This window comes from Pseudomonas sp. 50_B, from assembly GCF_017491625.1.
Lineage (GTDB): Bacteria > Pseudomonadota > Gammaproteobacteria > Pseudomonadales > Pseudomonadaceae > Aquipseudomonas > Aquipseudomonas danubii.
In genome coordinates this window covers 1-13,147 of sequence record NZ_JAFGYX010000032.1, presented here as the reverse complement: position 1 = coordinate 13,147, position 13,147 = coordinate 1, and the positions used below count along the sequence as shown (strand labels likewise).

Annotated in this window: 14 protein-coding genes; 7 read left to right on the top strand and 7 right to left on the bottom strand. The window is 63.4% G+C overall.

What is annotated here, in order from left to right; translation table 11 throughout:
* The first annotated feature begins 141 nt into the window (after positions 1-141).
* From J5M73_RS28690 to J5M73_RS28675, 4 genes are all read left to right on the top strand, one after another.
* Positions 142-1,491 (top strand): gluconate:H+ symporter, encoded by a 1,350-nt coding sequence (locus tag J5M73_RS28690; protein ID WP_102861043.1) that lies wholly within the window; start codon positions 142-144, stop codon positions 1,489-1,491.
* Positions 1,492-2,352 (top strand): MurR/RpiR family transcriptional regulator, encoded by an 861-nt coding sequence (locus J5M73_RS28685; RefSeq protein WP_102861044.1) that lies wholly within the window; start codon positions 1,492-1,494, stop codon positions 2,350-2,352.
* A gap of 1 nt (position 2,353) precedes the next feature.
* Positions 2,354-3,820, top strand: a complete 1,467-nt coding sequence (locus tag J5M73_RS28680; RefSeq protein WP_102861045.1) for a D-aminoacylase — start codon at positions 2,354-2,356, stop codon at positions 3,818-3,820.
* 116 nt (positions 3,821-3,936) lie between these two features.
* Positions 3,937-4,305 carry a glyoxalase superfamily protein gene (locus tag J5M73_RS28675; protein WP_102861046.1) on the top strand — a complete coding sequence of 123 codons (369 nt, stop codon included), beginning with the start codon at positions 3,937-3,939 and terminating at the stop codon, positions 4,303-4,305.
* A gap of 6 nt (positions 4,306-4,311) precedes the next feature.
* Here the strand turns inward: J5M73_RS28675 and J5M73_RS28670 are convergent, their stop codons facing one another.
* On the bottom strand, positions 4,312-5,340 hold the full coding sequence (locus J5M73_RS28670; RefSeq protein WP_102861047.1) for an AraC family transcriptional regulator: 1,029 nt from the start codon (positions 5,338-5,340) through the stop codon (positions 4,312-4,314).
* 563 nt (positions 5,341-5,903) lie between these two features.
* Between J5M73_RS28670 and J5M73_RS28665 the strand changes: the two genes are divergently transcribed.
* A complete protein-coding gene (locus J5M73_RS28665; protein WP_102861048.1) occupies positions 5,904-6,341 on the top strand; it encodes a DUF3077 domain-containing protein in 438 nt (145 codons plus the stop codon).
* Between the two features lie 73 nt (positions 6,342-6,414).
* Here J5M73_RS28665 and J5M73_RS28660 read toward each other — a convergent pair whose 3' ends face one another.
* Positions 6,415-8,334 (bottom strand): methyl-accepting chemotaxis protein, encoded by a 1,920-nt coding sequence (locus tag J5M73_RS28660; RefSeq protein WP_102861049.1) that lies wholly within the window; start codon positions 8,332-8,334, stop codon positions 6,415-6,417.
* 358 nt (positions 8,335-8,692) lie between these two features.
* Here J5M73_RS28660 and J5M73_RS28655 point away from each other — a divergent pair, with 358 nt between their 5' ends.
* Positions 8,693-9,367 (top strand): histidine phosphatase family protein, encoded by a 675-nt coding sequence (locus J5M73_RS28655; RefSeq protein ID WP_102861050.1) that lies wholly within the window; start codon positions 8,693-8,695, stop codon positions 9,365-9,367.
* A gap of 38 nt (positions 9,368-9,405) precedes the next feature.
* Here J5M73_RS28655 and J5M73_RS28650 read toward each other — a convergent pair whose 3' ends face one another.
* The 3 genes from J5M73_RS28650 to J5M73_RS28640 all read right to left on the bottom strand — a co-directional run bounded on the left by J5M73_RS28650 (position 9,406) and on the right by J5M73_RS28640 (position 11,183).
* A complete protein-coding gene (locus tag J5M73_RS28650) occupies positions 9,406-9,990 on the bottom strand; it encodes a DUF2589 domain-containing protein (protein WP_102861051.1) in 585 nt (194 codons plus the stop codon).
* A gap of 71 nt (positions 9,991-10,061) precedes the next feature.
* A complete protein-coding gene (locus tag J5M73_RS28645; RefSeq protein ID WP_102861052.1) occupies positions 10,062-10,718 on the bottom strand; it encodes a DUF2589 domain-containing protein in 657 nt (218 codons plus the stop codon).
* A gap of 81 nt (positions 10,719-10,799) precedes the next feature.
* Positions 10,800-11,183, bottom strand: a complete 384-nt coding sequence (locus J5M73_RS28640) for a transcriptional regulator (RefSeq protein ID WP_102861053.1) — start codon at positions 11,181-11,183, stop codon at positions 10,800-10,802.
* Positions 11,184-11,351: 168 nt separating this feature from the next.
* Here J5M73_RS28640 and J5M73_RS28635 point away from each other — a divergent pair, with 168 nt between their 5' ends.
* Positions 11,352-11,909, top strand: a complete 558-nt coding sequence (locus J5M73_RS28635; protein WP_102861054.1) for a pesticin C-terminus-like muramidase — start codon at positions 11,352-11,354, stop codon at positions 11,907-11,909.
* Between the two features lie 42 nt (positions 11,910-11,951).
* Here the strand turns inward: J5M73_RS28635 and J5M73_RS28630 are convergent, their stop codons facing one another.
* Together J5M73_RS28630 and J5M73_RS31970 are read right to left on the bottom strand one after the other, a co-directional pair.
* Positions 11,952-12,410 carry a hypothetical protein gene (locus J5M73_RS28630; RefSeq protein ID WP_102861055.1) on the bottom strand — a complete coding sequence of 153 codons (459 nt, stop codon included), beginning with the start codon at positions 12,408-12,410 and terminating at the stop codon, positions 11,952-11,954.
* An 84-nt stretch (positions 12,411-12,494) separates the two neighbouring features.
* The gene (locus J5M73_RS31970) at positions 12,495-13,043 is read right to left on the bottom strand and encodes a hypothetical protein (RefSeq protein ID WP_243433976.1); all 549 of its coding nucleotides are present in this window, start codon (positions 13,041-13,043) and stop codon (positions 12,495-12,497) included.
* Positions 13,044-13,147: the final 104 nt, after the last annotated feature.

Sequence of the window (13,147 nt, the reverse complement as noted above, 5' to 3'; positions counted from 1 at the left end):
CCTCGCGCTTTTGCATAGCTGTTCGCGACAAGGCCTGCCTCTTTACGAAAATTAGTTTCACTTGGTTTGAAACAAAACTCCTTAAGTGATTAAAGAGTTTCACAACCATTCGAAAGTGACGCTGTTTTCAAGGAGAACACCATGGCTCCCGCAACGGGTTATTGGCTGCTGGGCTACGCCGCAGTCGCCATCATTGCGTTGATCGTGTTGATCGCCCGCTACCGACTCAATCCCTTTATCGTCATCACCCTGGTGTCCGTCGGCCTGGCGCTGATGGCCGGCATGCCGCCGTCCGGCGTGGTGGGTGCCTATGAAGCCGGGGTCGGCAAGACCCTGGGCCATATCGCCCTGGTGGTGGCCCTGGGCACCATGCTCGGCAAGCTGATGGCCGAATCCGGCGGCGCCGAACAAGTGGCGCGGACCTTGATCGACCGCTTCGGCGAGCGCAACGCCCATTGGGCCATGGTCTGTATCGCCTTTCTGGTGGGGCTGCCGCTGTTTTTCGAAGTGGGTTTTGTACTGCTCATCCCCATTGCTTTCACCGTGGCGCGGCGGGTGGGGGTGTCGCTGCTGATGGTGGGCCTGCCCATGGTCGCCGGGCTGTCGGTGGTCCACGCTCTGGTGCCGCCGCACCCGGGGGCGATGCTGGCGGTGCAGGCCTATCAGGCGTCGGTGGGGCAGACCCTGCTGTACGCGATCCTGATCGGCGTGCCCACGGCGATCATCGCCGGTCCGGTGTATGCCCGGTTTATCGTGCCGCACATTCATCTGCCGGCCGAGAACCCCCTGGAGCGTCAGTTCATTGCTCGCGAACCCCGGGCGCGCCTGCCCAGCTTTGGCCTGACCATGTTCACCATCCTGCTGCCGGTGGTGCTGATGCTGATCGGCGGCTGGGCCAACCTGCTGGCCGAGCCCGGCACCGGGCTCAATCAGTTCCTGCTGTTTATCGGCAACTCGGTGATCGCCCTGTTGGTGGCCACCCTGGTGAGTTTCTGGACCCTGGGGCTGGCCCAGGGGATCAACCGTGAATCGATCCTCAAGTTCACCAACGAGTGCCTGGCGCCCACGGCCAGCATCACCTTGCTGGTGGGGGCCGGTGGTGGCCTGAACCGGATTCTGATCGACTCCGGGGTCACCGAGCAGATCGTCGGCCTGGCCCATGAATTCCAGCTGTCGCCGCTGTGGATGGGCTGGCTGTTTGCGGTGTTGATGCGGGTCGCCACCGGTTCCGCCACCGTGGCCCTGACCACCGCTTCCGGGGTGGTGGCACCGGTGGCCGTCGGCCTGGGGTATCCCCACCCGGAACTGCTGGTGATTGCCACCGGGGCTGGTTCGGTGATTCTGTCCCACGTCAACGACGGTGGCTTCTGGCTGGTGAAGGAATACTTCAATATGACCGTCATTCAAACCTTCAAGACCTGGACCGTGCTGGAGACGCTGATTTCGCTGATCGCCTTCGGCCTGACCCTGGGACTCGCGGAGCTGTTGTAGATGGACATTCTTTATCAGATCCGTTCGCGCCTGGATGACTTCAGCGCCGGGGAAGGGCGGATCGCCCGCTTGCTGCTCGACGACGTGGGCTTTGCCGCCTCCGCCAGCCTCGACGAACTGGCCCAGCGCGCCGAAGTCAGCGCCGCCACCCTGTCGCGCTTTGCCCGCAGCGTCGGTTGCCGCGATTTGCGCCAACTGCGCTTGCAACTGGCCCAGGCCAGCGGTGTCGGTAGCCGCTTTCTCGACCCGGCGGGGGCGCCCGAACAGTCCGGTTTCTACCGGCAGATCCTGGGCGATATCGAGTCTGCGCTGCATCAGCACCTGGCCGGTTTCGAGGAAACGCAGTTTGCCGATGCGGTGCGCTTGCTGGGGCGCGCACGGATGATCCACGCCTTCGGCATGGGCGGCTGCTCGACGCTGTGCAGCGATGAACTGCAGGTGCGCCTGGTGCGCCTGGGCTACCCCATCGCCGCCTGCCACGACCCGGTGATGATGCGGGTGACCGCCGCCGCCCTGGGGCCGCAACACGCGGTGATCGCCTGTTCCCTGACCGGCATCACCCCCGAATTGCTGGACGCGGTGGCCCTGGCCCGCAACTACGGTGCCGGCATCCTCGCCATCACCCTGCCCGAGTCACCCCTGGCGCAACTGGCGGACGTGGTGCTGCCTCTGCACAGCGCCGAAACCTCGTTCATCTACAAACCCACCGCGGCCCGCTACGGCATGCTGCTGGCCATTGATGTGCTGGCCACCGAGCTGGCCCTGGCCCTGCCCGATGACAGCCAGGAACGCCTGCGGCGAATCAAGCTGGCCCTGGACCATTACCGGGGCGGCGACGACTGCCTGCCCCTGGGAGACTGACATGCGCTACGACACGCTGATCCGCAACGCCCTGATCATCGACGGCAGCGACCGCCCGGGCTATCCCGCCGACCTGGCGATCGGCGACGGTCGCATCCAGCGCATCGGCGACCTGTCCGCGGCCACCGCCGAGCACGAGATCGATGCCGGCGGCCGGGTCCTGGCTCCGGGCTTCATCGATGTGCACACCCACGACGACACCGTGGTGATCCGCCAGCCGCAGATGCTGCCCAAGCTCAGCCAGGGCGTGACCACGGTGATCGTCGGCAACTGCGGGATCAGCGCTGCGCCGGTGAGCCTCAAGGGCGATCCGCCGGACCCGATGAACCTGCTGGGCGAGCGCTCGATGTTTGTCTATCCGCACTTTCGCGACTATCGCGCGGCGGTGGATGAGGCGCGCCCGGCGGTGAACGTCGCGGCCCTGGTGGGGCACACGGCGCTGCGCAGCAACCACCTTTCGGACCTGCATCGCACCGCCAGCGCAGGCGAAATCGCGGCCATGCGCGAGCAACTGCGCGAAAGCCTGGAGGACGGCGCCCTCGGCCTGTCCAGCGGGCTGGCCTATGCCAGCGCGTTTTGCGCCGAGACCGATGAAGTGCTGCAACTGGCCCAGGAACTGACGGCGTTCGGGGCGGTGTACACCACCCACCTGCGCAGCGAGTTCGAGCCGGTGCTGGAGGCCATGGACGAAGCCTTCCTGATCGGTCGCGCGGCCCGGGCGCCGGTGATCGTCTCCCACCTCAAATGCGCCGGGGCCGGCAACTGGGGACGCAGCCCGCAACTGCTGGCGGCCCTGGAACAGGCGGCCCAGGATCATCCGGTGGGCTGCGATTGTTATCCCTACGCCGCCAGCTCTTCGACCCTGGATCTCAAGCAGGTCACCGATGCGTACCGCATCACCATCACCTGGTCCACGCCGCACCCCGAACAGGGCGGTCGTGATCTGAACGAGATTGCCGACGAGTGGGGCGTCAGCCTGCTGGTCGCCGCCGAGCGCCTGCAACCGGCGGGGGCGGTGTACTACGGCATGGATGAAAGCGACGTGCGGCGCATCCTCGCCCATCCGCTGTCGATGATCGGCTCCGATGGCCTGCCGGAAGATCCCTTCCCTCATCCACGGTTGTGGGGGGCCTTCCCTCGGGTACTGGGCCACTTCAGCCGCGACCTGGGCCTGTTCCCGCTGCACACCGCGGTGCACAAGATGACCGGGCTTTCGGCGGCGCGATTCGGCCTGCACCAGCGCGGCGAAATCCGCGAGGGGCATTGGGCCGACCTGGTGCTGTTCGACCCGGCGCGGGTGCGCGACGTGGCCGATTTCAAGCACCCGCAGCAAGCCGCGCAAGGGATCGACGGGGTCTGGGTCAATGGCGTGCGCAGCTACGCCGAGGGCCAGGCCAACGGTCAGCGCTCGGGACGTTTCTTAGCGAGGGAGGGGGATTTGCGCCGGGGCTTCACATTCGCAGTCTGATTCTATGATCTTCGTCACAGCGATGGCGCTGTGCCATTAAAGAATCCTTGCGCGGCGCCGAAGTGCTGGGAATCGCCGCCTGTAGAGTCGGCCTATTTCAGTCAGGGAGTCATGCAATGAGCTTTGGCAAAACCACCCCTATCCTGCGGATCTTCGATGAAGCCAAGGCCCGGGAGTTTTACCTGGACTTCCTGGGGTTCAACCTCGATTGGCAGCACCGCTTCGAGGACAACTTCCCGCTGTACATGCAGGTGTCCCGGGGCGATTGCGTGCTGCACCTGTCCGAGCATCACGGCGATTGCACCCCGGGCGCGGCGCTGCGGATCGAGACCGATGAACTGGAAGCCTTCCAGCAGCAATTGCTGGCCAAGCAGTACCGTTTTTCCCATCCGCAGATCCAGGCCATGCCCTGGGGTAGCCAGGACATGGCCATCAGCGATCCGTTCGGCAATCGGCTGGTGTTCACCAACGCCATCAGCGTCTGAGCGGGCTCAGGCCTTGCCGGCGCTTAGCGCGGCCTGACGAAACTGTCCCGGGGTCAACCCGGTGCGGCTCTTGAAGCTGCGGTGAAATGAACGGGATTCGGTAAAGCCCAGGCAATCGGCGATCCCCTGGATCGACAGCTCGCTGTGGCACAGATAGTGCTCGGCCAGCTCCTGGCGCAAGTCATCGAGAATCTTTTGGTAGGACGTGCCGGCCTGTTGCAGCTGGCGCTGCAGCGTGCGTTCGGACATCTGCAACTGCTCCGCCACCTGCTCCTTGCGCGGCAGACCGTCCTTGAGCAACTGGCGCAACACGTTCTGCACCTGCAACGCCAGGGGCGCATCGGCCAACGAGGCCATCATCGCCTGGGCGTGATCCTCCAGGGTCTTGAGCAGCCGCGCATCGGCCTGGCGCAAGGGCAACTGCAGGTAGTGCAGCGGTGCCACCAGGGCCGAGCAGGCTTGCCCGAACAGCACCGGGCAGCCGAACAGGGCCTCGTACTGCGCCACCTCGGCCGACTCCGGCCGCGAATGCTCGAACCACACCGCAGTGGGGGAGAGCTGCGAGTCGGCGATCCAGCGCGCATACAGCAGCCAGGAGGCCAGGACGTTTTCCACCAGATGCCGGCGAATGTCCGGGCGCCGATGACGACAGCTCCAGATCAACCGCACCTGATCGCCCGCCACCTCGGCCCGGCTGGTGCCCATGTCCCCCACCAGTTTTTCGAACGGCATGATGCGGCCCATGGCTTCGCCCAGGGTCGCGCAGTTCATGGTGATGTAGCCCAGCACGTTCCAGGAGCTGGGTTTGACGAAGCGCGCCGAATTGAGCCCGAACAGCGGATCGCCGGAGTGCTGGCAGAAGTAGTCGAGCAACCGCTCATGCACCTCCACCGGCAGGCGCAGGCTGGTGTCGTTCAACTGCGCGGCCTCAAGCCCCGCCGCCGCCAGCGCCGGCGCCGTGGCAATACCCAATTGCTCGGCATAGAGCAGATATTTGAGCAAGGGTGGGACCGAGGTAAAACCGAGGCTGGGCATCGAGATATTCCTGGTGACAGATCCTTCGGACAGCAGGACGCGGACCGGGAAAGGTAAGGGCAAACCCCAAGCGCTGTAAATGGCCGGCGCCCCCGCTTCTTGTAGCCGCTGCCGCAGGCTGCGAACGGCCCCGAAGGGGACGCCGCCCTTGAGGGCCTCTGAAGGCCCTGCGGGCCTTGTCGCAGCCTGCGGCAGCGGCTACAGGGATGCGATAAAGTTTGCCTCTGATGGCGGATTTTCGCTTTGATTTGTAGGGCATTTCCGCGAGAATCCACCCGTTACATTTCAACTGTTTGCATGGCTTGTGCCTATCGAATGTCCAGGGCTAGTCTTCGGCCGTCGCTGCATTTCAGCGATCGGGTTTGGTAGCCCGCATCACTTCAGGCACAAGCGCCGCTGACTTTCGACAGGCCTTAATCTGTCGACGTGTTATGGCGGCTGTGCGCAGGGCACCTCGTGTGCGCTGGGTTTCCTGGAGTCCCGGTCTACCAACCTGCGTATGGCCGCCACCTTGATCGTTTGGTAGCGATGCGTGGCGGTTCAACTTCTCCAGGAGTTTTGCCGTGAAGAAGATCGTTCCCGATCCACCCGTTCTGCAACCCAGCCGTGAGTTGATCACTGCGCTGGAAGAACCCAACAAGACCTTGCTACAGGCGCTGCAAAACACCGCGCTTTCGCCCCCTTTGCATGAGCACTTCACTGCCACTGGCAGCACCCGCTTTGGTTGTCGGGATGGCGAGGGCCGTCCGCTGTTTGCGGTATGCGAAGGGGTCAATGCCGAAGAGGCGCTGCTGCACGTTTCATTGCTGCTCAAGTGCGCGGAAGAGACGGCCGACGAAATCACCAGCGCCAGCGGCATTGAGCGTGGGCTGATCTGGTCGATGATTCATTCGGTGGAGATGGCGCGGGCGGTGGTGGATGCGCTGCTCGACGGTGCCGAACAACCCTCTGTAGCCGCTGCCGCAGGCTGCGAACGGCCCCGAAGGGAACGCCGCTCTTGAGGGCCTAGGAAGGCCCTTCGGTCCTTGTCGCAGCCTGCGGCAGCGGCTACAGGACCGAAGGGGCCGCCGCGAATCAGACGCGGAAGTGGCTGACCATCATTTGCAACTGGCCGCCCAGGCGCGCCAGTTCAACACTGGAGGCGGCGGTTTCATCGCTGGCGGCGGCGGTCTGTTCGGACACGTCGCGCACGTTGATGATGCTACGGCTGATCTCTTCGGCCACGGCGCTCTGCTGTTCGGCGGCAGCGGCGATCTGCTGGTTCATCGATTGGATGTTGGACACGGTGCGGGTGATGCTTTCCAGCGAGGCACCGGCCTTGCGGGTCAGCTCGACGCTGCTGTCGGTCAGGCTGCGGCTGTTGTTCATCACCGTGGCCACTTGCTGGGTGCCGTTCTGCAGGCCGGCCACCAGTTCTTCGATCTCTTCGGTGGACTTCTGGGTGCGCTGGGCCAGGGCCCGCACTTCGTCGGCGACCACGGCGAAACCACGCCCGGCTTCACCGGCACGAGCGGCTTCGATGGCGGCGTTCAGCGCCAGCAGGTTGGTCTGTTCGGCCACGGCCTTGATCACGTCCATGACGCTGCCGATCTTGTCGCTTTCCTGTTGCAGCACGGTCATGGCGTCGGTGGAACGCACCACTTCGCTGGCCAGGCGCTCGATCTGCTCGATGGCCTGGGCCACCACTTTGTCGCCTTCGCGGGCTTCGCCGTCGGCGGCGGCTGCGGCCTGGGAAGCTTCTTCGGCATTGCGCGCGACTTCCTGCACGGTGGCAGTCATCTCGTGCATGGCGGTGGCCACCTGGTCGGTCTCGACCTTCTGGCTGTTGACCCCGGCGCTGGTTTCTTCGGTCACGGCGGACAGTTCTTCGGCGGCGCTGGCGATCTGGGTCACGCCGTCGCGGATGCCACCGATCAGTTCGCGCAGGGTCACGCCCATGCGCACGATGCCTTGTTGCAGCACGCCCAGTTCATCGCGACGGGTGACCCGCAGGTTTTCGGTGAGATCGCCCGAAGCGATGCGCTCGACCACGGCCAGGGTTTCCCGCAGCGGACGGGTGATCTGCCGGGTGATGATCACGGCAGCCAGTACGCCCACCAGCAGGGCCAGCAGGGTGCTGATCAATTGCAGGCTGCGGGCCTGGGCGCTTTCGATGTCGCGGCGCTCCAGCTGGATCTGGTACAGGGCGTCGCTGCGGCTGACGATGTCGGCGCCCTGTTCGGTCATTTCCTTGCGCGCCTGCACGGCGTCGGTGAAGGCGACCTTGAAGGCCTGCAACGAACTGCGGTAGCCGCTCAGTGCGGTTTCCAGCTGTTGCAGGGCATCACGCTGGGTGCTGCTGAAATGGCTCTTGAGCTGATCCATTTCGGCAATGGCCGCGTTGAGCTGGGTGACGGCTTTCTGTTCGGTGTCCGGGTTGTTGGTGGTGACGTAGCCGCGCACTTCATAGCGCGCCAGTTGGAAGGCTTCCTTGGCCTGGGTGATGGCCTGGAACTGTTCGAAGCGCGCGTCGCTCAGGGGCAGTTGCTTGACCCAGGTGTTGATGCCATTGATCAGGTCATTGGCGCGTTCGGCGTTCTGGTTCATGGCCAGGCGCGCAGCGTCGCCGGTGCGGTAGGCATTGCGCATCTTGTTCAGCGAGTCCTGATAAGCGCTGATGGTGGCGCCCAGACCTTGCAGGAGCTTGATGTTTTCCGGGCTCTGGAACGTGGCCAGGAGTTTTTTCTGCTGGGCGCTGAAATCATCCAGGGTCTTCTGCACGCCCTGGGCGGCGGTTTCGTCGCCGTTGGCCAGCATGTACTGCAGGCGGGTGACCCGCAGTTTGGTCAGGCCGCTGTTGAGCTGGGTGATGTCGCTCATCCAGTTACTGCGGTCGATCAGGTTGCCCAGACTGGTCCAGCCGGTCAGTGCCAGGATGCCGGTGAGGGCCAGAACCAGGCCGAAACCCAGGCCCAGCTTAAGGTTGACGCTGATGTTGGCAAACCAACTACTCATTGAATTCCTCCAGGAACGTAGCTCTTCTTGATCTTGAGTTGGCTGGAAGATTGTTGTTGTTGGTGACCAGCAAGGTGTTTTGTAGGGGGTGTATCGGCGGGATGTGCCATAGCTGAAACGATTTCGTCCGCATTGTCCCAAGACAATGTTTTCGGCGATGGACGGTTATTTTGCGGGATGAACCACCCGTGCGTTGAGCTTTTTTTCACATTGATTTCACCGCTCCCCCACGGTGTGCGCCCTAGAGTCGGTCCGGTTGCTGCCAGCGTGCCCGGCCGCGCTCAATGGTCATCCGGGTTCTGTAGCCTCGCTACGCGCTGCTCAAAACCCCGGATCACTCTCAAAGGGCGACAGGACTGTGGCTACAAGACTCGTGCTGGCGGTGGCCAAGCGTCCGCCCTTTAGGCGTTCCCTGGTCCGTTACAAGAACGCACTGGCGCTGCTGGGCGTGGTGCTGCTACTCCCCTTGAGTCTGTACCTGCTCAAGCCGGCGGCGGTGCCGGACCTGGCCCACGGCAACGTGGCCGGGATCAGGGCCTTGACCCGCAGTTGGGCCAAGGGCGACATGATTGTTCTGGTGCGTCACGTGGAGCGCTGCGATCGCTCCAGTGCCACCTGTCTCGGGCCCGCCGATGGCATTACCGATCGAGCGCGGGAGGTGGCGGTGAGCATTGGCGCGCAGTTCGAGCAGTTGGGCCTGGAACGCACCGACCTCTATAACAGCCCCCTGACCCGCACCGCGCAGACGGCCGGCTATATGTTCAGCAAGGTCAGCAGTGGCGATGACTGGCTGTACAACTGCAAGAACGGCCTGCTGCGCGACGTGCTGGCGCATAAGGTCGCTGGCCGCAATCTGGTGCTGGTGACCCACAGTGAATGCATGGACCAACTGGAGCAGGAACTGAAACTGTCGACCCCGACCCCGGGTTACGGCGCCTCGCTGTTCGTGTCTACCGATACCCTCAACGGGGCGCCGAAGATGCTCGGGATGATCGAGGCCAATGACTGGCGTTCGGTAAACCTCAAGCCCTGACGGCCCCCGGGGCCGGCCGTCGCGGCCGGTGATCAGGCTCAGGGGGCCAGCAGGTCCGGATCGGCGGGAGGGGGTGCCGCGGGAGCCAGCGCGCCGGGCGCAGGACCTTCATTGATCCGCTGTGGACTGATCAGATTGGTGAACTCCTCGATCAGGCGCTGGATCGCCTCCGGCGGCTCGCAGTCGCGAAACTCCATGCAGATCTGCACTTCGTCCGGGTCGCGCTCCTGGCCTTCGCGTTTGCCGCTGCCGAAGGTGACGAAAAACTTCTCGCTCTGCAGTTCGCCATTCTCCAGGTCGTGGCTGGCCTTCTGCAGTTCGGTGCCCTGCATGCGCACCGATAGGTCGACGGTCATCTTGTGCAGGGCCAGGCCCTTGGGCGAGACCAGGGCAATCAACGGGACGTTGATGATGTGCTGTTCGTTGAGGGCCACCTCGACCATCTTGGCCTTCATCGGCGTACCCAGGTCGTTGACGTTGTAGTCGAAGAACTGGTCGAACAACTTGATGTATTGCTGGGCGATCAGGTTGTGGGTCGCGGCGGCGGCCTGGTGCATGCCACGGGTGATGTGGCTCAGGTCGCTGGCGGACATGGGCTCCTTGCGACGGGAAAAAAACGCCATGGATCATGCTCCTTGTTCGATGGCTGAAGTGCCCCGCCGTGGCGGCGGGGCGGGTGGGTCAAACGTGGTTGTCAGGGCTTGTCGCCGCTGTTTTGCGCCGGAGCATCGGGCATTTTCAGCGCGTTGGCGGTGGGCAGCTTGTCGGTGTCGGTGGCGGTGGCGCTCGGCAGCATCACCGGTTTGGTGGCGGCGTCGGTGAGGAAGTCGATCACCCGCATCAGGGCTTCCGGTGGGTCCTGGCGGACGATCTTGGTGCTGATGGCGTAGCGTGCCCGGGTGTCGGTCTTGCGGGTCTGCGTGGATTTGTGGCTCGCCGCACCCTTGACCGAAACACTGAACGGGCCCCAGCCCATCTTCGCCTCGAAACTGCCGGAGGCTTCAGTGGAACTGGTGTCCTCGGCCATCTGGCTGATGGTCAGCTCGAACTCGATGGAGCCTTCCTCGATGGTGATGTTGGGGTGACTGATGGCCGCCAGCAGCGGGATGCGCATCGACTTCTTCACCGTACCCTTGTAGACGCCCTGGTCATCCACCAGGGTTTCGTCGTAGTCGAACTGCACCGATACCGCCTGGCCGTTCTGGATACACACACCCATGAGGAAGTCCGCATAGGCTTTGCTCGCGGCGACCTGCGCCTGGATCATTGCCATCAACGGACCGGTGATCATCTTGTCCAGGGGCAGGGCGGCAATCACGCCGCCGATCAAGCCCTTGTCGATATCTGGCATGGTCAATCTCCTTATCGTTTATGCGCGAGTTGCGCCCTTGCACCTTAAGCAAGCCCGCGCCGCCGATTCAGCGGGAATCGATTACCGGTGAGTGTTGGCTTCCAGGCGGCGGATGTTGCCGATCTGCCGCAGGCTCAGGCCGTACTTGTCCGCCAGGACGCTACGGGAGATGCCTCCCAGGCTTTCCAGCTGGATGTGCTGATTGCGGATCTGCCGGCAGAAGTGGTCGGCCTTGGGGATCTCCAGGGCCAGTCCGGCGAAGCGTTCGATCAGGGCGTTGAGAGCATCGGGAGGCAGGATCAGCGCCAGCGAAGTGCGCTCGGCGTGCTTGGGGATGTACTTGGGACGGCCGCCGTATTCACGTGTCAGGCGGTAGGCGTTTTCCAGGCCGATGCAGTCGATGAGGGCCTGGAGTGAATGGGGTAGCTGGCGAATATCGATAAGACTGAGGTCTTTCACGTCCATTTGGTACCTCCTTGGAATTATGAATACAGCTGGTTCGATCCTAAGGAGGTGTGTCGTCCTCTGTTCAGTGGGAAATTTCCCCCCTATTAAAGGGAACTATTACATTCTGATGTTGTATCGGTCGCTGGTGATGCACTGGATTTTCTTCAACTGGAGGAGGAAATATCCATGTCACGCTATGCGATTGATTTCAGTTTTATCGCCGCTCTGGAAGGCGGTGCCATGACCCGCGGTTATGTGCCCGATGCGGCCAACAGCAAGAGCGGAGTCACGGTGGGCACGGGCTTCGATCTGGGGCAGCGAGGGGTGAAGGATTTGCAGGCGCTCAATCTGCCGGCAGATCTGGTGCGGCGCTTGACGCCCTACCTGGGCCTGACGGGGCTCAAGGCCAAGGCGTTTCTCGATGGCCAGCCCTTGAGCATCGGCAGTGACGAGGCCGAGCTGATCGATGAGGCGTTCAAGGCGCCCTTTGTCGATCGCCTGGCGGCGAACTACGCCAAGGCCAGCGGGGTGGATTTCGCCCAACTGCCGGCACCGATGCAGACCGTGATCGCCTCGGTGGCCTTTCAGTACGGCGACCTGGCCAGCCGCACGCCGAAGTTCTGGGCCCAGGTGGTGGCCCGCGACTGGAAGAGTGCCCTGGCCAACCTGCGCAATTTTGGCGACAGCTACGGCACTCGTCGGCGCAAGGAGGCCGATCTGCTGAGCTCGCAGATCGCTTCATGAGCCGTTGCCGCCCAGGCTAACGGCCTGGGCGGTTTGTCGGTTTCAGGGGCAGGGGATGATTTGCAGCAGGCTCGCACTGCCCATGTGGCTGGTGTCATCGGGCCGGGTGCCAGTGGGCAGCGAACGCCAATCCACCAACAGGCACAGCGCCTTGAGGGACTTGCCCCGGGCCTGGCCGATGGGCGTGGCAAACTCATGACGGTACAGCGCCTGGGTGGTGTTTTGCGCGGTTACGCTGCTGGCATTGCTCAAGGTGGTGCGAGCCATGTCCGGCAGTTTGTCCTGGGTGATGGTGAAGCGCGGTTGTTCGCCCGCGGTATTGAAAGCGCCCTGGTCCCGGGCGCGTTTCCACAGCTGCTGCCATTGGCTGCTGCCGGCGGTGCTCCCCAGGGTGGCGGCGTAGGCCTTCAGGGTTTCGGCCGGGGTGCTGGTGGTGTCCAGGGCGTGGGCGGCGCTGGCCAACAGGCTCAGGCCGATGATCAGTGAACGTAGAATCAACATGGGGCAACTCCTTTTGCAGGCCGCTAGGGCCCGACATGAACACAGGGAGGACCCCGGCGACAGGGCATCGCCGGGGGACAAGGCTCAGCGGGCGTCGAGGTAATCCCAACGCAGGCCTTCCTTGTTGTTTTTCGCCGTCAGCTCCTTGGCCACGGTGTTCTCGATGGCATTGACGTTGATGTTTTCCACTTCGAGGATGTTTTTGTCCGCCAGTTGCTTGCGGAACTCGGCCTTGTTGGTGAGGAACTGGCAGGCGTGCCCCAGTTCATGCATCAGCACCAGGGCCGGGGACAGGCGCTCGACCCGGTCACTGGCGAACAGCGCGAGGAATTTCTGGAAGTTGCTCAGGTCCGGCTGTTTGTATTTTTTCTCGATGGCGTACACCTGGGACTTGAGGTTCCACACCACGCGTCCGGCGGACGTGGTGGAGTTGGCGGCCGGAGGAATCCAGCGGTCGGTCTTGTCCGCTGCCGACGAGTTGGTGACTTCCACGATCAGCTCTTCCTTGACGGCGATCAGTTCGTCGATCAGGAAGTTGGCCAGGTCGGATTGGCGCAGATAGCGGCAGGCATCGTCGAAACGCTTCTGGGCGACGGCCTGGTCCAGGGTCGTGGTGGTAACGGTGATGGTCATGACTGACTCCTTTGAGGAAATGCCCGTCAATGGGCAGGAGTCATGGTTTCAAGGGCGGTGAGCGGGTATCAGCGGGAAAGGATTCAAGGGGTGGCGTTCAAGGG

Bases quoted from the DNA above. Each gene is read 5' to 3' on its own strand.
- J5M73_RS28670 (WP_102861047.1), bottom strand. From the start codon at position 5,340: ATGCCCAGCCTCGGTTTTACCTCGGTCCCACCCTTGCTCAAATATCTG.
- J5M73_RS28650 (WP_102861051.1), bottom strand. From the start codon at position 9,990: ATGGCGTTTTTTTCCCGTCGCAAGGAGCCCATGTCCGCCAGCGACCTG.
- J5M73_RS28635 (WP_102861054.1), top strand. From the start codon at position 11,352: ATGTCACGCTATGCGATTGATTTCAGTTTTATCGCCGCTCTGGAAGGC.
- J5M73_RS28680 (WP_102861045.1), top strand. From the start codon at position 2,354: ATGCGCTACGACACGCTGATCCGCAACGCCCTGATCATCGACGGCAGC.
- J5M73_RS28660 (WP_102861049.1), bottom strand. From the start codon at position 8,334: ATGAGTAGTTGGTTTGCCAACATCAGCGTCAACCTTAAGCTGGGCCTG.
- J5M73_RS28630 (WP_102861055.1), bottom strand. From the start codon at position 12,410: ATGTTGATTCTACGTTCACTGATCATCGGCCTGAGCCTGTTGGCCAGC.
- J5M73_RS28685 (WP_102861044.1), top strand. From the start codon at position 1,492: ATGGACATTCTTTATCAGATCCGTTCGCGCCTGGATGACTTCAGCGCC.
- J5M73_RS28675 (WP_102861046.1), top strand. From the start codon at position 3,937: ATGAGCTTTGGCAAAACCACCCCTATCCTGCGGATCTTCGATGAAGCC.
- J5M73_RS28640 (WP_102861053.1), bottom strand. From the start codon at position 11,183: ATGGACGTGAAAGACCTCAGTCTTATCGATATTCGCCAGCTACCCCAT.
- J5M73_RS31970 (WP_243433976.1), bottom strand. From the start codon at position 13,043: ATGACCATCACCGTTACCACCACGACCCTGGACCAGGCCGTCGCCCAG.
- J5M73_RS28645 (WP_102861052.1), bottom strand. From the start codon at position 10,718: ATGCCAGATATCGACAAGGGCTTGATCGGCGGCGTGATTGCCGCCCTG.
- J5M73_RS28690 (WP_102861043.1), top strand. From the start codon at position 142: ATGGCTCCCGCAACGGGTTATTGGCTGCTGGGCTACGCCGCAGTCGCC.